The following is a 23,151-nucleotide window of genomic DNA, read 5'->3' as shown; positions in this document are numbered from 1 at the left end:
TCGAGGAGTCCGGCGGAGCGGTGGATCACGCGCTGGAGCTCGGCCGGGTCGTAGAACTCCATGTGCGCGGTGAAGCCGAAGCGGTCGCGCAGCGGCGGGAGCAGCAGGCCGGCCCGGACGGTGGCGCCGACCAGGGTGAACGGCGGCAGTTCGAGGGACATGGAGCTCGCGTCGAGACCGGTGCCGACGACGATGTCGACGCGGAAGTCCTCCATGGCCAGGTAGAGCATCTCCTCGGCGGGCCGGGACATGCGGTGGATCTCGTCGAGGAAGAGGACTTCGCCCCCGGTGAGGGAGGCCAGGACCGCCGCCAGGTCTCCGGGGTGCTGGATGGCGGGGCCGGAGGTGATGCGCAGCGGGGCTCCCATCTCCGCGGCGATGATCATCGCCAGGGTGGTCTTGCCGAGGCCGGGGGCGCCGGAGAGCAGTACGTGGTCGGCGGTGGCGCTTCGCTGCCGCGCGGCCCTGAGGACGAGGTCGAGCTGTTCGCGGACCCGTTCCTGGCCGATGAACCCGTCCAGGGCTTTGGGGCGCAACGCCGCCTCGGTGGCCCGGTCCCGGCCGTCTGCGGGGGTGGTGACCGGTCGGCGGGCCGGCTCCGCCGCGGTGGGCCGGCCGGTGGCGGCCCTGTGCGGAGCAGGTGTCTCGTTTCGGGGCGTGGCGGTACTGGAGAGCATGGTGCCGTCCCGGGGCGTGGGGGTGCTGGAGAGCGTGGCGCCGTCCCGGTCGACCGGCGTTCGCCTCGTGCCGGGGTGGGGGAGCGGCGGGCCGGTCTTCACGGTCCGGCCGGGCTGCTGTCGAGGAGGATCCGGGGGACCGGATTGCTCGGGGTCGGGGCCGGTGGAGTCGGTCCGGTGGGGCGCCGGCCGGCCGCGGCCGGGTCGAACGGCACGGTGCCGGGTACGGCCACCGGGCTCGCCGCGTCCGCCAGGGGCTCCGCCACCGGGGTCTCCGGCTTCGTTCCGATCCCCAGCTTCTCCCTGGTCCTCTTCTCGATCTCGTCGGCGAGGTCGGGGTGGCCCTTCAGGAAGGCGCGGGCGTTCTCCTTGCCCTGGCCGAGCCGGTCGCCCCCGTACGTGTACCAGGTGCCGGACCTGCGGACGAAGCCGTGCTCCACGCCCATGTCGATCAGCTCGCCCTCGCGGCTGATGCCCCGGCCGTAGAGGATGTCGAACTCGGCCTGCCTGAACGGCGGGGCGACCTTGTTCTTGGCCACCTTGACGCGGGTGCGGTTGCCCACCGGTTCGGTGCCGTCCTTGAGGGTCTCGATGCGGCGGATGTCCAGCCGGACCGAGGCGTAGAACTTCAGTGCCCGGCCGCCGGGAGTGGTCTCCGGAGAGCCGAAGATCACGCCGATCTTCTCGCGGAGCTGGTTGATGAAGACCAACGTGGTTCCGGCGTGCCCCAGCGCGCCGGCGGTCTTCCGGAGCGCCTGGCTCATCAGCCGGGCCTGCAGGCCGACGTGCGGGTCGCCCATCTCGCCCTCGATCTCCGCGCGCGGGACGAGCGCGGCGACGGAGTCGACGACGATGAGGCCCAGGGCGCCGGAGTGGATGAGGGTGTCGGCGATCTGCAGTGCCTGCTCGCCGTTGTCCGGCTGGCAGACCAGCAGGGCGTCGGTGTCGACGCCGAGGCGCCTGGCGTACTCGAGGTCGAGGCCGTACTCGGCGTCGATGAACGCCGCGGTCTTGCCCGCCTTTTGCGCGTTGGCCATGGCGTGCAGGGCCAGGGTGGTCTTGCCGGAGGACTCCGGGCCGTAGATCTCCACCACGCGGCCGCCCGGCAGGCCGCCGACGCCGAGGGCGAGGTCCAGGGCGATCGAGCCGGTGGGGATGACCTCGACGGGGGCCTCCGGCTCGTCGCCCAGGCGCATCACCGAGCCCGTGCCGAACCTTTTTTCGATCTGGGCGAGGGCGATTTCGAGCGCTTCCTCGCGGTCCTGTTCCTTCATGGGGTCCGCCTCGGATGGGTGCGGTGTGCGGTCGCGGTCGGCGTACGGGTGCGCCGACCCGTCAGAAGGGCTCCGTCTCCTCCCGGGGGACACGTCGTCCGCCCTCGGCGGGGACCGGCCGTTCGCCGTCGCCGGACCGGGTGAACAGGTCCTCGGCGGCGGGACGGGGGCCGCCGCGGGAACCGGCGGGGACGCCGGCGTGCGGGGGCTTGGTGATCGTCACGGCGGTGAACCGCAGCGACGGTCCGATCTCGTCGGCCTCCAGCTCGACGACGGTCCGCTTCTCGCCCTCCCGGGTCTCGTACGTCCGCTGGCGCAGCCGCCCCTGGACGATGACGCGGGTGCCGCGGGTCAGGGACTCGGCGGCGTGCTCCGCCTCCTGGCGCCAGATCGAGCAGCGCAGGAACAGCGTCTCCGCGTCCCGCCATTCGTTGCTCTGCCGGTCGAAGGTGCGGGGCGTGGACGCGACGGTGAAGTGCGCGACCGTGTCGCCGGACGGGGTGAGGCGCAGCTCGGGATCGTCGGTCAGGTTGCCGACGACGGTGACGACGGTTTCACCGACCATGGCGGTTCTCCTCTCGTGCGACGGGTGGTTGCCCACCCGTGCCTGTGCGGGTTCGAGGGGCGGCCTCGTACCGGTGGTGCTGCCGCCCGTGGGGGACGCCGCGCCGCTCCGGGCAGGTGTGAGGGGTGGACCGGGCGGCGCGGGTCTCCGGGGGAGCGGCGGTGGCGGGGGACGGCAGGGATCCGGTGCGGCGGCCTTCGCGGCACCCGCTCATCGGACGGGGGCGATCATCGGGTTCACCTCGCTCGCCCCTCCTCCCTCGGCCCGGGCTCGGCGAGCCCGGCGGCGAGGAGCCGTGCCTGGTGGGCGGGGGCCCTCCTCAGCGGGATGCCGAGCCGGGGGACGGTGCAGGGGCGGCCTGCGGCGGCCCCGCACCAGGGACAGGGCACGCGCAGGGAGCGGACGCGCGGGTCGCGCTTCGAGCCGGTGGGGTGGGAGGGCGGGCCGCCCGGGGCGGCGGGTGCGCGCTGAACCCGCTGTCCTGAGGCGATCGCGGTCACCAGCGCGAGGAGTTCCGCACGATAACGGCGCGGGTCGTCGGGGTCGCTGTCCGGCAGGGGCAGCGGGTTGCGGGCGAGCCGCTCCTCCCGGATCGCGCGCACCTCGGCGCGGATGTCGGCGGCGGCGATACGGGACCGCTGTCTGCCCAGCCGGGTGACGGCCGCCCGCACATCGGCGACGTCCAGGTCGGCGAGCAGCAGGTGCCAGGCGTCCGTCGTGGTGTCCTCCAGGTGCATCGACGGGCACATCGCCGCGACCAGGGCGACGAGTTGGGCCGTCTCGGCCGGCAGCATGGGCTCTTCCCTTCCGCGGGGGAGCGGCCCGGGCGACGCCGGTGCACCGCTTCCCGCCGCTTCCGCCGGCTGCCGGTACACGTACAGGACGGCCCCGCAGGCGCACCGCAGCCGCTTGTCGTCCTCGCACGTCCAGCGGCCGCAATCGAGGTGACCGGCTTGGGAGACCAGGAACCACACCGTGCCGAGCGCGTCCCGGTCGGGGTGGGTGACGACGGCGGTCACGGATCCTCGCCGCCCTCCAGGGGGAGCAGACGGCGCAGGTCGAGCGTGCCGGTGTGCAGGGCGCGGGCGATCCGTTCCCGCCCGCCGGGCAGGGGGCGCAGGCTGAACGAGCGCGGTTCGGAGGACGACAGCACGCCCAGCCCCGGGATCGTCTCGCCGGTGTACGGGTCGGCGACCGGATCGAGGCGGGTCAGCCGGGCGAGGAACCGCCGCTGCCAGTCGGGGCGCACCCGGACCAGCGTCTCCACCTCGCCGGGGTGGTTGGCGGCCACCCAGGCGGTGAAGGCCTCTTCGTCGGCGACCACGACCGTCGGTTCGGGGTCGACGAGGGTGAGGGTCGCGACCGGTGTGTCGTCCGGCAGGGCCACCCGGACCGACTTCAGGTTCAGTTCGGCGCGGGCCGCGCGCAGCTCCTCGAGGACCTCGTGGCGCTCGGTCTGGTACTCGGCGTCGACGGCGTCGCGCAGCACCCGGAGCACGGCGACCCGGGTGGCGTGCTCCTTGAGGTTCATGCGGCCTTGCCCTTCCGTTCGGTCCCGTTCTCCCGCCCGGTCCCGGCCCCGGACTCGATGTCCTCGGCGACCCTGTTCCTCGCCGCCGCGGTGCCGTAGCGCACGATCAGCTGGCCGAGCGTGCGGGTCTCCCCGGTGTCGTCCAGGACGGCGGCGCCGAGCAGGTTGTGCCGGCGGGCCTCCTCGTACAGGGAGCGCAGCTCCTCGTGGCTGACGCCCGGCGCGGTGGCCGCCGTGACGTAGTCGGAGACGGAGGGGGCGGGCTTGCCGGCCTCCAGCCAGTCGAGGACGGCCTCGGCGAACTCCGGGCCCGGCCTGTGGAGCACCGTCCCGGACAGCGGCTTCGCCCGGGACTTGGAGATCACCAGGGTGTTCTCGTGGTCGAGGTCGCCGACGATGTCGAATTCGTACTCGATGCCCTCCCGCTGCTCGGGCTTGAGCCCGATCTTGCGCGGCACCTTGCGGCCGCGCTCGTCGGCCTCCACGACGTACTCGGTCTTGGTGCGCATGGTGACGATGAGGTGGCCGGGGTAGGCGAGCAGGGCGTCGATCATCGCCCGCTCCTGGGGGCGCGCCTCCTTCCAGCCGGCGAAGCTGCCGCCCGCCCCGAGGCGCTTGGCCGCGTTGTCGACCTGCTCCAGCATCCCTCCGGTGCCGGACCAGAAGTGACTCAGGGAATCGACGATCATGACGTCGTAGCCCTCGTGGGCCGCCACCGCGAGCGCGTCGACGAGGGTGGTGGGCTGGAACGTCGTGAGCGGGAGGGTGTCGAAGGCGAACTCGTCGGCGTACTTGGCGGCGCTGCCGTGCTCGGTGTCGATCAGGGCGACCCGCTCGCCGAGTCCGGCGGCGGTGACCAGGGCGGTGTAGGTCTTGCCCGACCCGGTGGGGCCCGCGAGCGCGATGCGGGCCTTGGCCTGTTCCTTGGTGGCGGTGGTGAAGGTGAGGTTCACGCCGTTCTCCTGGCGTCTGCGACGGCGGTTCCGGGTGGGCCTGGCCGGCAGGGGACGCGGTCCTCGTCCGGCAGGACGTGCTCCCGCGCGGCCGCCGCTCGGATCGAATGTGCATTCGAATTGCTGTCTGCGTCCACGCTAGGCGCACCAGAGGAAATAATCCACCCTTTTCGTGAGGAAAATACCACAAAGGGCAGAAATGTCGGCAAGAAGGCGTACAATACCTCCCGCGCAGATGTGGGCACCGCGCGCCTGCGGCCTCGGCCGGTGTCGACGGCTCGCAGCACTTCGTGCGGACGAAGGCGCACTCGGCCCGGGCTCGCACCCGCCGGTGCTCGGCGCCGTCCCCCTTCCCGCCCGACAGCAGGGCCCGACCGGGACGCCTGCCGTGCGGGGCGACGATCACCTGGGCGGCGCCGGGGGCGACGCCCAGGCGCCGAACACATGCAGCACCGGTGCCTCGCCGCCGCCGGCGCCGGCGATGCCGACCGCGACGGCGGCGAGCGTGCTGACCGCTCCGTTGAAGGAGGCGACCCGGCGTTCGGCCCCCTCGGACGTCGCCCGGTGGTCGAGCAGCGAGGACATTGGGTCGATCAGGGGGTAGGCGACCGGCAGCGTGATCGCCACGGTGTCGATTTCTTCATGGGCGCGGGCGAACGCCAGGGCCCATGGCGCGGCCAGGACGCCGCGGGCGAGGTGGAGCCTCGGCAGGGAGGAGCGTTCGTCCCCGGCCGCTCCGTTCGGCGGTGTCGAGGTCTGCGTGCTCATGAGGGTTCGGCCCTTCCCGGGTACGGCGGGTCTCGTCGGCTCGGTCAGCGGCGGTTCGGGGAGACGCAGCGGAAGCCGGCGGTGTCGGCGGCGTCACCGTGGCCTCGGTGGCGGGAGACCGCGGGGTAGCGGCACAGGTCGCGCTCGAACTTCTCGCCCTTGCCGTTGACCAGGGTGGCGGGCAGGGTCTTGGGGGCCTTGCCCCGCTCGACCCAGTCGACGAGGGCGGAGAGGCCGTCGGCGGATCCGTCGGTGCCGTTCAGGCCGCAGTGGTCGGTGCCGGGGGCGAGGAAGAGGCGGTAGAAGTCGTCGACCTTCTTGGTGCCGCCCATGACCCGCTCGACCTGCCGGCGGTAGAGCACGCTGCCCTGGGTGGGGATGAAGGGGTCGGCCTGGCCGTGCCACGTCAGCAGTTTGCCGCCGGACTCGCGGAAGGCGGACAGGTCGGGGTCGTCGGTGCCGATGATCCGGTCGTACTCGGCCTGGGACTGCTCGAACAGCTGGGTGAACCGGCCGTAGGTGATCGACGAGAGGTCGAAGGACGGGTCCTTCTTCACCCAGGACCGGACCCAGTGTGCGGGCACCGGGAAGGGCGCGCCCTTGAGGTTGCCCTCACTGTCGGGAAGGGTGCCGGCCAGACCCTTGAGGTCCGCGCCGACTGGGACGCCGGGCCACAGCTTCTCGCCGGAGGCGGTGCGCGGGCCGTCCCAGATCTTGCGGACCACGGCCGCGTCGGCCGCGGTGACGGTCAGTTCCCCGCCCTCGCACAGCACCTTGGTGCCGATGAGCCGGCGCTGGTCGAAGTCGCAGCGGGAGGCGTCGTTGACGAGGCCGTCCACGAGGCCGTCACGCCTGTCGCAGGCCTTGACGGCGGCGTCGGTGAACGCGTCGAGCTCGCAGCCGCTGGGGTAGGTCTTCTCGTTGTTCATCACGACCTGCGGCCACAGCGTGGCGACCTCGTACTCGTCCCAGTTGGTCGCCGGCGCGTCGGCGAGGATGCCGTCGTAGTCGTCGGGGTGACGCTGGGCCTCCATGTAGCCCTGGCGCCCGCCGGTGGAGCAGCCCGTGAAGTACGAGTGGTCGGCGCGCTTGGCGTAGGCGGCGGCGACGACGGCCTTGCCGACGACGGCGGCCTCGTGCTGGGAGCGGGAGGCGAAGTTCTCCAGCAGGGCCTTGTCGACCCGGCCCTCGTCGTCCAGTGCCCAGTCGACGTCGAGCACGTCGCCGACTCCGGCGTCCGTGGTGGCCGCGGCGTAGCCGTTCTTGACCGCGGTGCCGAGGCCGGTTCCGTTGTCCCCGGCGGCGTAGGCGCTGCCGCCGAGGCCCTGGAAGCGGCCGTTCCAGCCCCGTTCGGGGAGCCAGGTCCTCACCTTCACGTGATCGCCGGCGCCCGGGTGGGTGAGGGTGACGGTCACCTCGCAGAAGGCCGGGACATCGGTCACCGTGCCTCCGAGGATGCCGGTGCCCTTGATGGTGCCGCCCTCCCGGCGGACCGCCGTCACGGACTCGACCTCGCTGCCGGCCGGGGCCCCGACCGGCACGGTGCGGCAGTCGAGCGGAGCGGGGGCGCCGGGGTTCTGGGTCTCGGCCGACGCGATGGGCAGGTACACCGCCGCGGCCAGCGGCACACCGGCCGCGAGAGCAGTCAGGAGTCGTCGTCTCATGGGTTCCGTCCAGGGAAGTAGGTGCGTGCGAGGGCGCGTGGCGACACGTGTGTACGGGGCTGTGCAGGTGTGATGGTCCGGAGCGGAGGAGCTCACGGTGGCACTGAAGACCGACAGGAACGTATCACCATTTAAACCGGTGACGAAAGGGAAAGTGTGGCTTCACCTTTCGTGCCGTCTCCGACGGGTCACCACTCTGGCCACCCTCCAGGGGGCCGGAAACAGTCAGTTGACGGTGCGAGCGCATGCGCACGCCCCCTCGACACGTGTGAACGTGTTGGGTCATTCGACGCGCCGGACGGGCTGCTACCCTGGTGAACGGCATTGATCGTCCAGTGAGGAGTCGCAGACGTGGCGGGTGAAGACGACATCTCCGGGTGAGATCCGGATCTGACGGCCACCGGCCGGCGCTCAGGAGCGCTGTCGAGGTGGTCCGCTTCGTCGTACCCCCTTTCCCGTCTGCCCAGGGCAGAGGACCGCACCCTGCCCTCCGTACCTCCGAGGTCCCTCCATGTCCGACGCTGCCATCGTCTGCTCGAACCTCTCCTTCGCCTGGCCCGACGACACCCCAGTCTTCGACGACCTGTCCTTCAGCGTGCCTCCCGGCCGTACGGGCCTGGTCGCCCCCAACGGCTCGGGCAAGTCCACCCTGCTCAAGCTGATCGCGGGTGAACTCGCCCCGACCGGCGGCACGGTGGCCGTCAGCGGCACCCTGGGCCACCTCCCGCAGAGCCTGCCCCTGACCGGGAACCTCACGGTCGCCGAGGTGCTCGGCGTCGCCGGGGTGATCCGCGCCATCGACGCCGTCGAGGCCGGCGACGTCGCCGAGGAGCACTTCACCACCATCGGCGACGACTGGGACATCGAGGAACGCACCCGCGCCCAGCTCGACCGCCTGGGCCTGGCCGGCCTCGCCCTGGACCGCAGCCTGAGCACGCTCAGCGGCGGCCAGGTGGTCTCCCTGGGCCTGGCCGCCCAGCTGCTCAAGCGCCCCGACGTCCTGCTGCTCGACGAGCCCACCAACAACCTCGACCTGGAGGCCCGCCACAAGCTCTACGACGTGCTGTCGGACTTCCACGGCTGCCTGCTCCTGGTCAGCCACGACCGTGCGCTGCTCGACCGCATGGAACGCGTCGCCGAACTCGGCAGCGACGAGCTGCGCCTCTACGGAGGCAACTTCACCGAGTACGAGGAAGCCGTCCGCGTCGAGCAGGAGGCCGCCGAGAAGAACGTGCGCAACGCCGAGCAGGAACTCAGGCGGGAGAAGCGGGAGATGCAGCAGGCCCGCGAGCGCGCGGACCGCCGGGCGAGCAACGCCGCCAAGAACCTCAAGAACGCCGGCCTGCCCCGCATCTTCGCCGGAACCATGAAGCGGGGCGCACAGGAGTCCGCGGGCCGGGCCGGACAGATGCACGCCTCCCGGATCAGCGAGGCCAAGGCGCGCCTGGACGAGGCCGGGCGCGCGCTGCGCGAGGAACAGCGCCTCACCCTGGAACTGCCCGACACCCGCGTGCCCGCCGGCCGCAACCTGTTCCTCGGCGAGGGCGTGCAGGTGCGTCTGGGCGACGAGGACGTGTTCGCGCCGGGCGGTGTCGACCTGGCCGTCCGGGGCCCGGAACGCATCGCGCTGACCGGCCCCAACGGCGCCGGCAAGACCACCCTGATGCGACTGATCACCGGCGACCTCGTCCCGGACGGCGGCCGGATCAAGCGCAACGACGGCCGGATCGCCTACCTGTCACAGCGCCTGGACCTGCTGGACCTCGACCTCACGGTGGCGCAGAACTTCGCCGCCTTCGCCCCCGCGCGGCCGGAGGCGGAGCGGATGAACCTGCTCGCCCGCTTCCTCTTCCGCGGCCCCCGCGCCCATCTGCCGGTCGGGGTCCTGTCGGGCGGCGAGCGGCTGCGCGCCACCCTGGCCTGCGTCCTGTGCGCCGAACCGGCCCCGCAGCTGCTGCTGCTCGACGAGCCCACCAACAACCTCGACCTGGTCAGTGCGGGCCAGCTGGAAAGCGCGCTCGACTCCTACCAGGGAGCGTTCCTGGTGATCAGCCACGACGAACGCTTCCTCACGGAGATCGGCGTCGACCGGTGGCTGCGACTGGCCGACGGCGCGCTGAAGGAGACCGGGGCTCCCGCGGTGTGACCCACCGGTGTGTGCCGTGGCCCGCGCCCGAGGCCGTACGCCCGGCGGGCCGACCACCGACCCATCGGAGGGACAGCCATGCCCCAGCCCGCTCTGCTCGCCCGTGACCTCGTCCGTGACCTGGGCGGCCGCCGGATCCTCGACGGCGTCGGCCTGACCGCCTCCCCAGGCCACCGCATCGGCCTGATCGGGGAGAACGGCGTCGGCAAGTCCACGCTGTTGCGGGTGCTCGCCGGCGTCGACGAACCCGACGCCGGAAGCGTCACCCGCCCCGGCGACCTCGGCTTCCTCCACCAGGAGATGCCGTTCGACGCCGGTTCGACCATCGCCGCGGTCCTTGACGAGGCGCTCCGCGAGGCCCGCGAGGACCTCGCGGAGCTGGACCGGCTCGGCGGGGAACTCGCCCGCGTCCCGGAGGACGCCCCGGGCCACCGGGAGCTCCTCGACGCCTACGGCCTGAGGCTGGAGCAGGCCCAGGACCGGGAGTCGTGGGACGCCGACCGCCGGGCCTCCCTGGTCCTCGACGGCCTGGGCCTCGGCGGCGTCGGACGCGACCGCCCGCTCGGATCCCTCTCGGGAGGGCAGCGCGGGCGGCTGGCCCTGGCCGCCCTGCTCGTACGGCGGCCGTCGGCCCTGCTCCTGGACGAGCCGACCAACCACCTCGACGACGAGGCGGCCGCGTTCCTGGAGGACCAGGTCCGCGGCCTGCCCGGAACCGTGGTGGTCGCCGGCCACGACCGGGCGTTCCTCGACGCCGTCTGCACCGACCTGATCGACCTCGACCCTGCGGTGGGCGGCCCGGTGCGCTTCGGCGGGAACTACAGCGCCTACCTGTCCGCGAAGCACGCCGAGCGGGAGCTCTGGGAGCGGCGGTACGCCGAGGAGCAACAGGAGCTGGAGGAGTTGCGCCGGTCGGCGGGCGTGACCGCGCACCGGCTCGCCCCGGACCGGGGCCGCACCGACAACGAGAAGATGGGCTACGGCCATCGCGCGGGCCGGGTGCAGAACCAGATCTCCCGCCGGGTGCGCGACGCCGCCCGGCGCCTGGAGCAGCTGGAGCGCGCCCAGGTCGCCGAGCCGCCACCGCCGCTGCGGTTCGCCGCCGGCGACCTGACCGCCCGGGCCTCGGAGGGACCCCAACCGCTGGTGGCCCTGCGCGGGGTCCGGGTGCCGGGCCGGCTCGCGCTGGACGGCCTGGAGGTGGCGGCGACGGACCGGTTGCTGGTCACGGGCGGGAACGGCACCGGGAAGTCGACGCTGCTGGCCGTCCTCGCGGGACGTCTCGAGGCCGAGGGCGAGGTGCGCCGTCGACGCCGGCTGACGGTGGGGCTCCTCACCCAGGACACCGTGTTCGAACGGCCCGAGCGCACGGTCCGCGACACCTACGAACTGTCGCTGGGCGCGGCGCGGGCGGAGATGGCGCCGCTGGAGTCGCTCGGTCTGCTGCACGAGGCGGACCTGGACAAGCCCGTCGGCCGGCTGTCGGTGGGCCAGCGCAGGCGCCTGGCCCTCGCCCTCCTGGTGGCCCGCCCGCCCCAGTTGCTGCTGCTCGACGAGCCGACCAACCACCTCTCCCCCCGACTGTGCGACGAGCTGGAGGAGGCACTGGGCGGCGGACCGGGAGCGATCGTGGTCGCCAGTCACGACCGCTGGCTCCGACGCCGCTGGCAGGGCCGTGAGCTGCGGCTGACATCGGAACGCGACCGGGTGCGGGAGATGGCCCCTACTCGGTCGTGACCTGCGGGCGCAGTCGACGCGGGAGCCCGATCCCACGTCGGGTGCCGCTCACGCCGCCCCGGGGCGGCGTGAGCGGCACCCGCAGCTCGCGCAGGGCGTTGTGCCGACGGCTCGTGACGGTGCCGGTCGGCACACCGAGGACGCCGACGGTCTCCTTGCCACTGTGGTCGCGGAGACGGAGGTGCACCAGCGCGTGAACCGTAGACACGAACGGGTGCCTGAAAACCGCCGCGTTCGTGTCGTCGGGGCGACGTCAGGAGCGTTGCGCGGCATCGGACCAGAGAAACACACGTATCGACTCCTCACACGCACGTGACCCGATGGGGCGAAGAACGGACACCGCCCGCCGGAGCTTCCTCGATCGGGCCTCCGTGGACCAGGCCCTCGCCCAGGCGTGGCGCCCGGGTGCGTCCCCCGGGCCATGCGCGCCCCGCGTTCCGGGGACCCGCCCACGTGCCGGTCACCAAGCCGCAGGCCTTCCGTCCTCCCGGGCCGCTCGACCTGCTGGAGGGTGTGTGGACGCCGACGTACTGCTCCCTCCCCGTCCACGGACCGGTTCACCACGGAATGGCGCGGGACGCCGTGGCGGTGGCCCGGGAACACGCGGCACGCCACACCCGACGGGGAAGCCTCGTCATGGGCGGTTCGGCGACACATGTGCGACCAGACCGCGCGGGGAGACCCCCCGTACGGCCTGGCCTGCCGCGCTGAGCGGCCGAAGGAGCAGCGCCGCTCGATGCACACACCGCCACACCGGCGCTTATCGTGAAAGGGGAACACCCCCGCGTCACGTCCGGCGTCGACACTTGTCCACACGGGGAACCGCGCCATGGGTACCATGCGCAACAGCATGCATACCGAGGGAGTGAAAAGGTTGTGAGCAACCAGTCAGCCGCCACCCTCCGATCGCGGCTGGTGGACCAAGCCGCGTCGGACCTGAAGGAGAACCGCCGGCGCCAGCAGCAGCTGGCGGAGCAGCTCACCGTGCTGAAGCAGGAGGAAGCCCTCCTGACGGACATCCTGAACCTCGCCCAGCGGTACGAGGGCTTCGCGGACGCCTCCCGACTGCCCGAACAGCTGCAGGACGAGCCCGTCGGAACGAAGGCGAAGCGGACCCCGGCCCGGACCGCTCCCGCAGGTGGCAAGGCGAAGGCCGGCGCGAAGGGGAAGCCGCGTCAACCCCTGCTGGGAGAGCTCCTGATGGAACTGCTCGGCAAGCACGACGGTCCGCGCCCGGCCAAGGACCTCAGGGACGAACTCCTGGCGGAGCACCCGGACCGCAACCCGACGCCGCAGGTGGTGCGCAACACCCTGGAGGCCCTGGTCGCCAAGGGTCGCGTCGAGCGTCACAAGCAGCGGCGTTCGGTGATGTACACCCTCGTCTAGGGCCTGTTGCGAAAGTGCTGGCAGTGGCTGCTGTGGTTGAGTAGTTCGAGGTGAAGGAGGGCCGTGACTACTTCGGGTGACGCCTCAGATGCCGTTAACTATGGCGAGGTTCGGCAGTACTGCTCGGCCTCAGCTCAGGCTCTCGAGGACGCAGGTTTGCCTCCCACGGAGCGATGGGACGAGTCTGGTGGGACGGCCTTCTACTGGCCGAAGGGTGATCCTGCGCTCGCTCATGGGCCATGGGTGAACGGAATCGTCGTGTTCTGGGGGACCAGAGGTGCACGTCGCGGCTGGGGCTGCGGCTCCCTCGATGCGGCTGGCAACCCCGTGCTTGAGGCCGCAACGACCTGGCTGCCCGTTGCTCCCTCCGTCGCCCCCGGTCTGCTGGCCGGACATCTTTGGCGTCTGTTCGCCGAAGGTGTCCTGGCACCTGAGCCCGAGCGCTGATGGAGCGACTGCGGTGTTCGGTCACAGCCACTCGTTGAGGACTGCGACCAGCACGGTCGCTTCGTAGCGGACGGCAAGCTTGTCGTACCTGGTGGCGACAGCGCGGTGGCGCTTGAGCCGGTTGATGCCGCACTCGACCGCGTGGCGCTGTTTGTAGTCGCTCTTGTCGAACTTCGGCGGCCGGCCGCCGAGGGAGCCAAGCTTGCGCCGGTTGCGGACCCGGTCCGCCGGAACCGGGATGGTCGCCTTGATACCGCGTCTGCGCAGGTAGGCGCGGTTCTCGCGGGAGTCGTATTCCTTGTCGGCTCGGACCCGGTTCGGGCGCTTGCGCGGCCTGCCGCGCCCCAGCCGGGGAACTCGGATCGCTTCCAGGACCGGTTCGAACTGCGGGGAGTCGCCTCGCTGGCCGGCTGTGATCACCACGGACAGCGGCTTCTGTCCCTGCTCGACCGCAAGGTGGATTTTGCTGGTCAGGCCGCCGCGCGATCGTCCGAGTCCGTGGTCGGCCGGCTCGGAGAAGATCCCGCCCGGTGGCTCCTTCTGGAGATCCCCTTTTTCGCCGCCCCAGCGGCGTGCTGGTGGGCCCGGCAGACGGTGGAGTCGACGTTGACGTCCCAGGTGATCAAGCCTTTCGCGTCCGCCTCGGCCTGGAGCCGGGTGACGATCCGGGCCCAGGTGCCGTCCCGCTGCCAGCGCCGGAACAGGTCATAGACCCGATCCCACGGCCCGTAACGCTCGGGCACGTTCCGCCAGGGAGCACCGGTCCGAGTCCGCCACAGTATGCCGTCTATCAGCTGCCGCCGCGTCCACACCTGCGGACGGCCCGGCTTGATGCCCCGCGGCAGCAGCGGCTCAAGCCGGGCCCACTGGCCGTTCGTCAGATCCCCACGTCCCACGCCAGGTGATCATCAACGAGCAAGATCCACTTTCGCAACAGGCCCTAGCCGGGCGAGGACGTCGGCACACCGCCCGTCCCGCATGCGGCGGACCGCCGCGGGGTGTGCCTCTGGTGGACCGGCGTCGTCCGTTCAGAGGAAGGCGGACGGCGGCGGGCCGTATCCGGAGAAGAGCGCGTTCTGCGCCCAGAACCACACCTCGGTCTCGGTGGGCCACGGCTTTTTGTCGCCGCCCGCGGTGGTTCGGGACTGCGACCGCTCCGTCGTGTCGGCGGAGGTGTGGCCGGCGCCGGAGCCACGACCGTCCTTGCGTATGCGGATGCCGAAGGCCATGTCCTGCCTTGCTCTCGGGTCGGTGGGTGGGTCGTACGGGGAGGGGCGGGTCCCGCGCGGGGGCATGGTGATCGCGGGACCCGCGGTCCGGGGGCCCGGTCAGGCAGCCGCGGCGTTGATGACGACGGGGACGTTGTCGCGGGTGGCCTTGGAGTACGGGCAGATCTGGTGGGCGGCCCGTGCGAGTTCCTGCGCGGTGGCCCGGTCGACGCCGCCGAGGACGGGGTTGAGCACCGCGGAGAGGGAGAACTCGCCGTCGTCGCCGTGGGTGAGGGTGATCTCGGCCGTGATGCTGGTGCCGGTCAGCCGGATCTTGCGCTGGGTCGCGGCACGGCGCAGGGCGCCGAGGAAGCAGGCGGCCCAACCGGCGGCCAGGAGCTGCTCGGGGTCGGTCGCCGTGCCGGCGCCGCCGAGCTCCTTCGGGAGACCGAGGCCCGTCTCCGCCGAGGCGACCGGGGACGAAGGCGCCGAGGTCACGGGACGGTTGTACGGGTACGGTTCCGCCGGCTCCCTGAGGCGGCGTCCCTCGGGTTCCTGTCCGCCGACCGAGAGGCCTGCGGACAGGAGGCCCGCCCAGGCCCTACAGGGCCTCGCCCTGCGGGACCGTGGTCTCCAGGACGAAACGCCGGACCACGTCCGCGAACCGCTCGGGTTCCTCCACGTGTCCGAAGTGGCCGCTGTCCTTCAGGACCACCAGCCGTGAGTCGGGAATCAGTTCGGCCAGCTCGACCCCCCAGCGCAGGCCGCAGATCACGTCGTGCAGACCCACGATCACCAGGGTCGGCACCTCCAGTGCCTTCAGGGCCGCGCGGTCGTCGATCATGTCGGGCACGAGGTCCTCGTCGAGGCCCGAGACGTAGGTGGCCCGGATCGCGTCCCGGAGCGGGCCGTACTTTTCCTCGTTGCCCCAGAAGTCCGCGACGTACGAGGGCAGTACGCCCTTGGCGACCGCCTCTGTCTGCTCGTCGCCGGCGATGGAAGGCATCGCGCCGAACGCGGCGAGGACATCGGGCAGCTCCGGGTGACCGGCGTGCTTCGTTGCGAACGCCTCCACCATGCGGCCGGCCTCCGCGCCGTGCTCCGGGCCGGTGACGGGGGCGCCCTCGTACAGGACGACCCCCGCCAGCTGCTCGGAGCGGTGCAGGGCGTGGTACGCCGCGACGAAGGCACCGTGGGAGTGGCCCAGCAGATGCACCTTCCGGACGCCGAGACGGTTGATGAAGGCGCCGAGGAAGGCGCTGTAACGGTCCCGTGTGTATCCGTGCGGGTGCGAGGGCAGACGGTTGTCCTCCGCGGTCCCGATGGGCTCGATGTACACCATGGTCAGGTGCTCCTCGAGGGCCGGCATCCGCATGTACTCCCAGAAGATGCCGGGACCACCGGAGTGGGCCACGCACACCGGGCCGTTGCCGTGGACGTGGTACCGGAGGACCAGCCCGGCGAGCAGGAAGGTGTGGGTACCCGGTGAGAGGGGTTCGGCGTGCGTGGCCGACGGGTTCATCGAAACCTCCGAAAGGCGCGGGGAGCGCGGATCTCTGACACCGGCACGGCGTCCGGTGGGTCGAAGAGTGGGAACCCCCGCCCGCGGCGACGGGGGAAGTGTGGCCGCGGGCGGGGGAGCGCGGGGTCACTTGGCCTGAAGCGGACCCGCGAAGGACTTGCGGAGGGACGAGGGGGCGACGAGGGGAAGCAGGGCGGCGAGCACCTTGCCCTTGACGCTGCTCGGTTCGCGCGTCAGCTCGACGTCGACCCGGGTGCCCTCGGCCTCCGGGGTCATCGTGAACATCCAGCCGCCGCCGGCTCCGAAGAGCTTGGAGTCGAGGGTGGTGATGGTGACCGTGTCGCCGTCCGGCTCCCACTCGTAGCGCGCGCGTTCCCAGGCCGCGTCGGTGCCCTCGGTGACCTCTGCCCAGGTGTCGCCCCGGTCGTGAACCCGGAAGTGCTCGGCGTCGATCGTGGGCCAGGCCTCGGCACGGGAGGGGCTGAAGTCGGTCAGAACCTCCAGCACGTCCTTCGGGGCGAGCGCGGAGACGAGGTGGAACCGTACGACTGCCATGGACTTTCCTCACCAAGGAGTAACTGCTCTGATCGGTGATGAAACACTCTCACGAGAGTAAGTAACCAGTCAACACGGTTAGTCTTGCGGGTTCTCTGAAACCACCCCGGAGGAACCTCCCGGACGCGTGAACCGGGCAAGGGGGCGGAAGTGTTGCTCGGGGTGGGAAGCGCCTGCCGTCGGTACGCACCGGCGCCGGGTGATGTGGGTGGCCCTCGTCCACGTGGTCGCGTCGAGGACCGTTCCGGTCGGCGGCCCGGCTGCCATCCGGGTCGCCGGCACGCCGTCCTCGGGCGGTCCCGTCCTTCCCCGTGAACTCGCCCTTTCCCCGTGGAGCCGGGGTGGGGCCGCCCGCGGGGCCTCGGCGGGCCGGTGCGATCCGGATCGCCGCGACCATGCCGACCTCCACACCGGCGCCGCCCGGAGCCGCCGGGACCGGACCAGGTGTCACAGCCGAGGGTGAGGTCACCGTGGTACGGACCGAGCTCGGCGTAACCGATGTCGAGGACACCGGCCTTCACGTGCGCGATCGTGCGGAATCCGGTGTGGGTGCCGGAGGCGATGTCCGGCACGGTGGGCACGTGTGAACCGCTCGGCCTGTGCGCGGCGGACGTGCCCGCCACTGCGGACGCGCCGGTCTGCAGGCCGGTCAGCGAGACCGCCGCCGCGCCGGTGCCCAGGCCGACGGCCTTGTTGAAAGTACGCCTGTTGGGCATGTGGAACCCTTCGTCGTGCGATCTCCGGTCATCCGCCCGTGCGGCCGGACCGACGCCCACGCTCTGGCGCGCGGCCCCGGCGGACACCTCAGTCGGATGACGGTCCGGACGGGAGAGGCCGGCCGGGGTCCGACCGCCAGGTCGCCTGGGTCATTCGACTGGGGCAGCCCCCACCTGGGCTCTGGGCGCGAGATGCCGGAGACGTCGGCCGCCACGTGCCGGCACGAGGCTCACCCGGGGCCCCGCGCGGATGCGCTTGCATTGCGCGCAATCACCGGTCAGTATGGTTACGTGAATCATGCCTTTCCCTGCGGGACGCTCTGCCTGGACTTCGTCGGCACGCTGCGGGCGCGGCGCAACGCCGCCCCGCTGGAGAAGCTGGCCACGCCCGGTCTGCTGGACGACTGGTTCGTCGAGTCGGGAATGATGGATCTGGAGCCCGGGGCGAGCGAGGCGGAGGTGGCCCTCGCCGTGCAGCTGCGCGAGGCCGTCTACGACCTGGTCGCGGCGCGGCTCGACGGCCGGCCGCTGTCCCCGGACGCGGTGGCCGAGGTGAACATGCACGCCTCCGGTCCGCCGGTGACGGTGCGGCTGGGAGCGGAAGGTGTCATCCGGACCGGTCCGGTCTCCCAGGGGCTGGCCTCGCTGGCCCGTGAGGCGGTGGAGCTCGTGGGCGGGGACGACGCCGCGTTGCTGCGGGAGTGCGCCCGTCCGGAGTGCACCCAGGTCTACCTCGACCGCTCGCGAGGGCACCGACGGGAATGGTGCGCCATGAAGACCTGCGGCAACCGGGTCAAGGCCGCCAATTACCGGGCGCGCCAGCACGGCGCCCAGGCCTGACCCGTCCCTCCTCCGAGCGGTCGGCTCGCACCCGTACGAGGTGCTACGAGGCGCACCGTCCTGCCGGACCGGTCGGCGGGCGGCAGGTCGAGCTGCCGGCCGTACCCGGTGAGGACGGCGGAGTGCTGGACGGCGCCGGTGCGGATGTCCCGGCAGCGGGTGCGCGGGGTCAGCCCGTGCAGCCGCTCCGCTACCGGCCGTCACGGAGACCCGTGGGACGGACCCTCCTCCCACGCCGGGACGGAGGGCTTCCGAGGCGTCTGCAGCGACGCACCGCACCGCGGTCGGACCCTCGCCGCACGGCCCGGGCAGTCGGTACCGGTCGCCCCCCCCCGCACCAGGTGGCGCATCCCCTGGTAGGCAGCAGCCGGGGCGGCACCCTCGGCCGGGCTCTCCTCCGCATGTGGGGGTGGAGCCGTTCGCCTTGAGCAGCGCGGCGGTGGCGGGGGAGGACTTCCACTCGCGCTGGGAGGGTTCCGCGTGCCGCCGCACGTCGTCGCTCAGCCGGGTGACCGTGCTCTCGGTCGAACTCGCTCCTGCAGGTCTCGTTCCTCGCCGGGTGGGGACGGTTCGGCTCACCGCCGGACGAGAAGTGGCCGGGGGTGACGAGTCGTCATCGGTGGTGACCCCCGGATGAACGAGGACGCCCGACAACTCCGCCCCTGGACGGCCGAGCCGTCGAGCGGCATGTGCCTCACCGAGCATGGCGCACACGTGTGTCGGTAACCGGCGGTTTCGAGCCGTAGCGGGTTCGAGCCGCCTCGCCCACGCCCGTAGCCCTGCACGGCGGTTCCGGGCATGGACGCCTCAGCGAGTGGCGAGCAAGGGGGTGTGCCGCTTACGGGCGCGGTAGGCAGCGGCCCTGATTCGGTTTCCGCACGGTTCCATGCCGCACCACTGTCGTCTCGCGCCTCGAGAGCGGTCGACGTAGACGCGGGTGCACTCCGGGCTGCCGCACTCCTTCAGCAGGGAGGCCTCGGACCCACCGAGAAGTTCGATCGCGCTGCGGGCCACGGTGGACAGTGCTTCCCGAGCTGTCGCCCTCGTCCGTCGGCCGGACGGGCGTCGCATGCAAAGCGTCGCGGTGAGGTCGAGCGCGGGGTCGCCGCACACGAAGACATGTCCGGGCGTCATACAGCCAATCTGACAGGTTGCTAGTGCCCGGACAAGCTATTGCATTGTTGACACCTTTTTCCAAACATGTCCGCACCGTCACTGTTCTGGACGGCGACAAAACGAGCGTCGATGTATCACCGGTCGTCGGTTTCAAGGGGGGGCAGCGAACATGGCAGATCAGCCGGAACGACGCGCCGAGGCGCACCGGTGGGGCGACGTGCCCTGCTGGGCATGTCGGCCGCCGGCGCGGCGGGACTCGTGGCGGCACCCTCCCTCCAGCGCGGCTGGGAGAACGTCCTCGGTGCCGCCTCCCGGGTCGACCGCACCGGACTCACCGGGCTGCTGCCCGATCCGGGAGGCTTCCGCTCCTACAGCGTCGTCGGCTCGGTGCCGCGCAAGGACGAGACCACCTACGCGCTGACCGTCGGCGGCCTGGTCGACCGGCCCAGGACCTACACGCTGACCGAGCTGCGGGCGCTTCCGCAGACGAGGGTCGTCGGCGACGCGGTGTGCACGGACGGATGGCGCGTGGACGACGTCCCCTGGGAGGGGGTGAAACCGGCGGACCTGCTCGATGCCGCCGGTGTGCGCGCCCGGGGGACGGCGGTCCGTTTCACCTGCTTCGACGGTGCCTACACCGAGAGCCCCACCCTGGAGCAGGCCCGCCGCTCGGACGTCCTGGTGGCGCTGAACCTGCGGGACGAACCGATCGGCCACGCGCAGGGCGGTCCGGTCCGGCGGAGGTGCGGCCCCTCCCAGCGGATGGTCCACCGGGCGACCGGATGGCTCATGCTGCTCTGCCTGGCCACAGCCGCGTGCCTGTACCCGGGCCCCCTCGCCCGACTCGTCGGCCGGCGCCACCTCATGGCCACGGTCCACGAGTGGTCCGGCATCCTGCTGCCCGTCCCCTTCCTGCTGGGACTGCTGTCCGCCATGCGCCGGGCGGCCGCGGACCCGGAGGCGCGCCTGGGCATGCGCACCGGATACGTGAGCGAGTCCTGGGCCGGGCGCCACCACTCCCGCTGGCTGGACCAGGACGAGGACCCCCGACCCGCGGGGGACCGTACGCCACCGAGCCGTGGCCGAGGACGTCACTGACCGATGTGCGAGGTGCGCCGAGGGAGCACGGTGGTCACCTCACACCCCGGCGCATGTGTCACCGCTGCGGGCGAGGCCGACCACACCAAGGTGAAGGGGTGTGACCCAGAGGCGCCGGAAACCCGCCAGAACTTTGTCTCGGCCTGTTGAGTGCCGGACGCTGTCGGGGATCTTGGCGATGACGGTCGGCCATACCCTCGACATCTCAGTCTCCAAGATCCCCGACCTCGTCACCCGCGATCAGCTCTGCGTCTCCTCGTGGCGTCCCGTAGCGGCCGCATCGGGTACGACGAGCAGCTTGCCGGTGGTACGCCGAGCCTCCAGATCGCTGTGGGCCTGGGCGGCCTCGGACAATGAGTAGCGGCCCGTCACGGTGACCTCAAGCGCCTTGGAACGCACCCACTCGAACACATCGGCGGCCCGTCGGAGCAGTTCGGGCCGATCGGCGATGAAGTCCCCGAGGCTGGGCCGGATCAGGGTCAGCGAACCGCCGTGGGCGAGCCGGATCGGATCGAACGGCGGCACGGCACCGCTTGCCGCGCCGAAGAGCACGAGATGGCCGCGGGTTCGCAGGCTGGCGAGGCTCGCATCGAAGGTGTGCGCGCCGACGCCGTCGAAGACGACCGGCAGTCCCTGACCGCCGTTGAGCCGCCTCACCTCGGCTGCGAGATCGTCGACCGCGGAGGAAAGGATCACCTCGGCGGCCCCGGCACGCTTCGCCAGCTCGGCCTTCGCCGTGGTCGACGTCGTGCCGATCACCCTGCCGCCGAGATGGGTGATGAGCTGGGTCAGAAGCAGCCCCATGCCACCGGCAGCCGCATGCACGAGCACCGTGTCACCCCCCTGAACCGGGTAGGCGTCCTTGACGAGATAGTGCGCGGTCATGCCTTGGAGGAGCACGGCGGCGGCTGTCTCGAAGCCGATGTCGTCGGGCAGCGGCACCAGCCGGGAGGAGTCCACGACGGCCCGCTCGGCATACGTGCCGGGAATCTCCACCCAACCGACCCGGTCCCCGACCGCGACGTCAGCGACGCCGGGTCCGACTTCGACGACTGTACCGGCGCCCTCAGCGCCCGGGGTGAAGGGCAGCGGGAGGCTGTACCGGCCCTCGCGGTGGTAGACGTCGAGGAAGTTGACCCCGGATGCGGCGACCTCCACGACCGCCTCGCCCGGACCCGGCCGCGGCTGGTCCACCTCGGCCTCCCGCAGCACCTCGGGACCGCCCACTTCGTACACCTGAATCGCTCGCATGACCCTCCAATGATCGGCTCGTCCCCCCGCCAACCCCGTTGATGGCGATCCGATTCCCGGCAAGCAGGCCAGCCCGCCGCTTCCGCACCGCCGTACGGTCATCCACCATCAACGGGCTGCGGACGACCGTCTTGTTCGGCCCCCCGGACCCGGCAACCTTCCGCACGATGGTGGACACCCGGATCGCGGACCTCCGGCTCGTCCTGGACCGGTCAGCGGGATGCCTGGCTGGTGGCGGTGTTCATGTTGTCGTGGTCCGCGATGGAGGCCAGTAGCAGGGCCGCGACCGGTGAGGGGACGGGTGAGGCGGGCTCCCCGGGTCGCAGAAGCGTGGTCTCTCCGTCGTGGAGCACGTCGTCGACCGTCAACTGGACCATCCGGGTGAGGGGTTGCGCGTAGAGGAGGACGATGGCGCCGGCGACGCGGAGGCGCATCGGCGTGTCCGCGTCGGTCAGCAGTCGGCCGAGTGCGGCCAAGCGTTCGTCCTCGCTCAGGGCGGGCCGCCGGGAGATCCTCAGTGCGGGGATGGAGAGGGAACGTGGGCATCTACGGCTCTGCACGGCCCAGTTGAGGAAGGGCCTCAGAGAGGTGCGGCCGCGTTCGGTGTTCTCGGCGAACCAGGCGCCGATGCCGAGCTGGCCGCAGGATGCGAGGGCGCTGTTCCGGGCGCTGAACCACTGCAGGAAGGCCGCCGCGTACGTGATCTGCTCGGCCGCGAAGCGGCGGACGCTCGGCGTGATCCGGCTCCGATCGGCCCGTTCCCGTAGGTGGGGAAGGACGTGCCACGTCGCGAAAAGCTTGATCGTCTTGACGTGCTCGGATTCGGCGATGCCGGCCAGGTGACCGGGCAGCCATCGCTGGAAGGAGCAGATGTACTTGTCGACGGCGGGCAGGACTCCGCCGGCCATCAAGAGTTCCTCCAGATGAGCCGCTGCCCGCCAGGGCTGGAGCTCGTGGAAGGCGTCATGGGTCAGAGCTAGCGGTCCGAGACCGAGCCGCTGCAGCATCTGGGGGGCGTTTCCCGGCCGGCCGCGGCGCATCGCCGGCCAGGCCGGGCCGCCCCTGGGCTCATCCATCCCCCATCAACAGGTTGAACAAGGGTGCCAGCGCAGGTCTTGGCCTTGCCGAACCGGACCTGGCAGCGGCCGAACTTGCCGTACTCGGCACCGTGCGGGTTGCGGCCGAAGTCGGCGGCGTCGAGCATCCGCGTCTCGTTGCGCCGCAGCCCGTAGGAGTAGGCGGTCTTGAAGAGGGTGGCGTCACGGAACGCCGGCAGCCGGCCCTTGCAGCCGAAGGCCCGGATCCGGGCGGCCTCGTCGTCGCAGTGCTCGAAGAACGCGTGCAGTTCGGCCTTGGTGAACGCCCGCTTCTTCGCGTCGGCCTCGTTGTCCTGGACGTGGACCACGGTGTTCCCCTCGTGCACGACCTGGACCGGGTGGGTACCGAACCGGTCCTCGCACGTGGCCGCCCAGTCGTAGAGCGGGTCGGTGACGAAGCGGCTGCTGGTCGGCGAACCCGGTCAGCATCGCGGTGAAGACCTGTTCCTCCGGCCGCAGCAGCGCGACTCCGTCCACCAGGTGTAGCCGCGCCGCACCTGGGATCGACCCGTTGAACCCCGCCGGTCCACCACCTTCCGCCACTCGCGTCGTAGGAGAGAAAACCGCATCTGATGCGAGTCGGCGGACGAGCCGCAGGCC

At 71.7% G+C, this 23,151-nt stretch carries 22 protein-coding genes and 2 pseudogenes; 5 read left to right on the top strand and 19 right to left on the bottom strand.

Features of this window, described 5'->3' with window-relative positions; translation table 11 throughout:
- From ACZ66Z_RS30835 to ACZ66Z_RS30795, 9 genes and pseudogenes are all read right to left on the bottom strand, one after another.
- Positions 1-677 (bottom strand): AAA family ATPase (locus tag ACZ66Z_RS30835; RefSeq protein ID WP_469938727.1); only part of this gene is annotated, 677 nt, incomplete at its 3' end.
- A 98-nt stretch (positions 678-775) separates the two neighbouring features.
- A complete protein-coding gene (gene recA / locus ACZ66Z_RS30830) occupies positions 776-1,951 on the bottom strand; it encodes a recombinase RecA (protein WP_469938725.1) in 1,176 nt (391 codons plus the stop codon).
- A gap of 61 nt (positions 1,952-2,012) precedes the next feature.
- Positions 2,013-2,516 carry a single-stranded DNA-binding protein gene (locus ACZ66Z_RS30825; protein ID WP_469938723.1) on the bottom strand — a complete coding sequence of 168 codons (504 nt, stop codon included), beginning with the start codon at positions 2,514-2,516 and terminating at the stop codon, positions 2,013-2,015.
- Between the two features lie 236 nt (positions 2,517-2,752).
- The gene (locus ACZ66Z_RS30820) at positions 2,753-3,535 is read right to left on the bottom strand and encodes a zinc finger domain-containing protein (RefSeq protein ID WP_469938722.1); all 783 of its coding nucleotides are present in this window, start codon (positions 3,533-3,535) and stop codon (positions 2,753-2,755) included.
- Positions 3,532-4,047, bottom strand: a complete 516-nt coding sequence (locus tag ACZ66Z_RS30815) for a hypothetical protein (protein ID WP_469938744.1) — start codon at positions 4,045-4,047, stop codon at positions 3,532-3,534. Before ACZ66Z_RS30815 ends, ACZ66Z_RS30820 begins: the two co-directional genes overlap by 4 nt.
- Complete coding sequence (locus tag ACZ66Z_RS30810) at positions 4,044-5,000, bottom strand: ATP-binding protein (protein ID WP_469938721.1); 957 nt, start codon at positions 4,998-5,000, stop codon at positions 4,044-4,046. Before ACZ66Z_RS30810 ends, ACZ66Z_RS30815 begins: the two co-directional genes overlap by 4 nt.
- Positions 5,001-5,286: 286 nt before the next feature.
- A pseudogene (locus ACZ66Z_RS30805) lies at positions 5,287-5,403 on the bottom strand (IS5/IS1182 family transposase); the annotation flags it as partial.
- Positions 5,403-5,768: a hypothetical protein gene (locus tag ACZ66Z_RS30800; RefSeq protein ID WP_469938719.1), complete on the bottom strand. Its 366-nt coding sequence runs from the start codon at positions 5,766-5,768 to the stop codon at positions 5,403-5,405. The gene ACZ66Z_RS30800 and the pseudogene ACZ66Z_RS30805, both read right to left, overlap by 1 nt.
- Positions 5,769-5,812: 44 nt before the next feature.
- The gene (locus tag ACZ66Z_RS30795) at positions 5,813-7,432 is read right to left on the bottom strand and encodes a tannase/feruloyl esterase family alpha/beta hydrolase (RefSeq protein WP_469938718.1); all 1,620 of its coding nucleotides are present in this window, start codon (positions 7,430-7,432) and stop codon (positions 5,813-5,815) included.
- A 511-nt stretch (positions 7,433-7,943) separates the two neighbouring features.
- Here ACZ66Z_RS30795 and ACZ66Z_RS30790 point away from each other — a divergent pair.
- Positions 7,944-9,578, top strand: coding sequence for an ABC-F family ATP-binding cassette domain-containing protein (locus ACZ66Z_RS30790; RefSeq protein ID WP_469938716.1), 1,635 nt, complete (start codon positions 7,944-7,946; stop codon positions 9,576-9,578).
- 78 nt (positions 9,579-9,656) lie between these two features.
- Positions 9,657-11,315 carry an ABC-F family ATP-binding cassette domain-containing protein gene (locus tag ACZ66Z_RS30785; protein WP_469938714.1) on the top strand — a complete coding sequence of 553 codons (1,659 nt, stop codon included), beginning with the start codon at positions 9,657-9,659 and terminating at the stop codon, positions 11,313-11,315.
- Here ACZ66Z_RS30785 and ACZ66Z_RS30780 read toward each other — a convergent pair.
- A complete protein-coding gene (locus ACZ66Z_RS30780; RefSeq protein WP_469938712.1) occupies positions 11,302-11,523 on the bottom strand; it encodes a hypothetical protein in 222 nt (73 codons plus the stop codon). The two genes, ACZ66Z_RS30785 and ACZ66Z_RS30780, sit on opposite strands and share 14 nt — an antisense overlap.
- A gap of 668 nt (positions 11,524-12,191) precedes the next feature.
- On the opposite strand from ACZ66Z_RS30780, the gene ACZ66Z_RS30775 reads away from it, so the two are divergent.
- Positions 12,192-12,701, top strand: coding sequence for a hypothetical protein (locus ACZ66Z_RS30775; protein WP_469938711.1), 510 nt, complete (start codon positions 12,192-12,194; stop codon positions 12,699-12,701).
- Between the two features lie 468 nt (positions 12,702-13,169).
- Here ACZ66Z_RS30775 and ACZ66Z_RS30770 read toward each other — a convergent pair.
- The 5 genes from ACZ66Z_RS30770 to ACZ66Z_RS30750 all read right to left on the bottom strand — a co-directional run bounded on the left by ACZ66Z_RS30770 (position 13,170) and on the right by ACZ66Z_RS30750 (position 16,433).
- Positions 13,170-14,044, bottom strand: a protein-coding gene (locus tag ACZ66Z_RS30770) for an IS5 family transposase (protein ID WP_469938709.1) whose coding sequence is annotated in 2 segments (ribosomal slippage) — positions 13,170-13,651 and positions 13,651-14,044 — 876 coding nt in all. Because the reading frame shifts where the segments join, the coding sequence is not laid out codon by codon here.
- 132 nt (positions 14,045-14,176) lie between these two features.
- Positions 14,177-14,377, bottom strand: coding sequence for a hypothetical protein (locus tag ACZ66Z_RS30765; RefSeq protein ID WP_469938707.1), 201 nt, complete (start codon positions 14,375-14,377; stop codon positions 14,177-14,179).
- A 99-nt stretch (positions 14,378-14,476) separates the two neighbouring features.
- Positions 14,477-14,854, bottom strand: coding sequence for an Ohr family peroxiredoxin (locus tag ACZ66Z_RS30760; RefSeq protein WP_469938705.1), 378 nt, complete (start codon positions 14,852-14,854; stop codon positions 14,477-14,479).
- Between the two features lie 103 nt (positions 14,855-14,957).
- On the bottom strand, positions 14,958-15,878 hold the full coding sequence (locus ACZ66Z_RS30755; RefSeq protein ID WP_469938704.1) for an alpha/beta fold hydrolase: 921 nt from the start codon (positions 15,876-15,878) through the stop codon (positions 14,958-14,960).
- A 126-nt stretch (positions 15,879-16,004) separates the two neighbouring features.
- Complete coding sequence (locus ACZ66Z_RS30750) at positions 16,005-16,433, bottom strand: SRPBCC family protein (RefSeq protein WP_469938703.1); 429 nt, start codon at positions 16,431-16,433, stop codon at positions 16,005-16,007.
- A gap of 1,007 nt (positions 16,434-17,440) precedes the next feature.
- Between ACZ66Z_RS30750 and ACZ66Z_RS30745 the strand changes: the two genes are divergently transcribed.
- Positions 17,441-17,989 (top strand): CGNR zinc finger domain-containing protein, encoded by a 549-nt coding sequence (locus ACZ66Z_RS30745; RefSeq protein ID WP_469938701.1) that lies wholly within the window; start codon positions 17,441-17,443, stop codon positions 17,987-17,989.
- Positions 17,990-18,796: 807 nt separating this feature from the next.
- Here the strand turns inward: ACZ66Z_RS30745 and ACZ66Z_RS30740 are convergent.
- Positions 18,797-19,048, bottom strand: a pseudogene (locus ACZ66Z_RS30740) (CGNR zinc finger domain-containing protein); the annotation flags it as partial.
- Positions 19,049-19,312: 264 nt separating this feature from the next.
- Between ACZ66Z_RS30740 and ACZ66Z_RS30735 the strand changes: the two are divergent.
- Positions 19,313-20,203 carry a molybdopterin-dependent oxidoreductase gene (locus tag ACZ66Z_RS30735; RefSeq protein WP_469938699.1) on the top strand — a complete coding sequence of 297 codons (891 nt, stop codon included), beginning with the start codon at positions 19,313-19,315 and terminating at the stop codon, positions 20,201-20,203.
- Between the two features lie 240 nt (positions 20,204-20,443).
- On the opposite strand, the gene ACZ66Z_RS30730 is transcribed toward ACZ66Z_RS30735, so the two are convergent.
- The 3 genes from ACZ66Z_RS30730 to ACZ66Z_RS30720 form a co-directional block, all read right to left on the bottom strand.
- Entirely contained in the window at positions 20,444-21,454 is a 1,011-nt protein-coding gene (locus ACZ66Z_RS30730) for a quinone oxidoreductase family protein (RefSeq protein ID WP_469938697.1), read from the bottom strand.
- 212 nt (positions 21,455-21,666) lie between these two features.
- Complete coding sequence (locus tag ACZ66Z_RS30725; protein WP_469938696.1) at positions 21,667-22,362, bottom strand: hypothetical protein; 696 nt, start codon at positions 22,360-22,362, stop codon at positions 21,667-21,669.
- Between the two features lie 68 nt (positions 22,363-22,430).
- A complete protein-coding gene (locus ACZ66Z_RS30720) occupies positions 22,431-22,877 on the bottom strand; it encodes a hypothetical protein (protein ID WP_469938694.1) in 447 nt (148 codons plus the stop codon).
- Positions 22,878-23,151 lie beyond the last annotated feature (274 nt).

It is taken from the genome of Streptomyces sp. NPDC107498 (assembly GCF_055582805.1).
This window is presented reverse-complemented; position numbering and strand designations above follow the sequence as displayed.

Coding starts and splice junctions, on each gene's coding strand:
- recA (WP_469938725.1), bottom strand. CDS start 1,951: ATGAAGGAACAGGACCGCGAGGAAGCGCTCGAAATCGCCCTCGCCCAG.
- ACZ66Z_RS30825 (WP_469938723.1), bottom strand. CDS start 2,516: ATGGTCGGTGAAACCGTCGTCACCGTCGTCGGCAACCTGACCGACGAT.
- ACZ66Z_RS30815 (WP_469938744.1), bottom strand. CDS start 4,047: ATGAACCTCAAGGAGCACGCCACCCGGGTCGCCGTGCTCCGGGTGCTG.
- ACZ66Z_RS30800 (WP_469938719.1), bottom strand. CDS start 5,768: ATGAGCACGCAGACCTCGACACCGCCGAACGGAGCGGCCGGGGACGAA.
- ACZ66Z_RS30795 (WP_469938718.1), bottom strand. CDS start 7,432: ATGAGACGACGACTCCTGACTGCTCTCGCGGCCGGTGTGCCGCTGGCC.
- ACZ66Z_RS30790 (WP_469938716.1), top strand. CDS start 7,944: ATGTCCGACGCTGCCATCGTCTGCTCGAACCTCTCCTTCGCCTGGCCC.
- ACZ66Z_RS30785 (WP_469938714.1), top strand. CDS start 9,657: ATGCCCCAGCCCGCTCTGCTCGCCCGTGACCTCGTCCGTGACCTGGGC.
- ACZ66Z_RS30765 (WP_469938707.1), bottom strand. CDS start 14,377: ATGGCCTTCGGCATCCGCATACGCAAGGACGGTCGTGGCTCCGGCGCC.
- ACZ66Z_RS30755 (WP_469938704.1), bottom strand. CDS start 15,878: ATGAACCCGTCGGCCACGCACGCCGAACCCCTCTCACCGGGTACCCAC.
- ACZ66Z_RS30750 (WP_469938703.1), bottom strand. CDS start 16,433: ATGGCAGTCGTACGGTTCCACCTCGTCTCCGCGCTCGCCCCGAAGGAC.
- ACZ66Z_RS30730 (WP_469938697.1), bottom strand. CDS start 21,454: ATGCGAGCGATTCAGGTGTACGAAGTGGGCGGTCCCGAGGTGCTGCGG.
- ACZ66Z_RS30725 (WP_469938696.1), bottom strand. CDS start 22,362: ATGGCCGGCGGAGTCCTGCCCGCCGTCGACAAGTACATCTGCTCCTTC.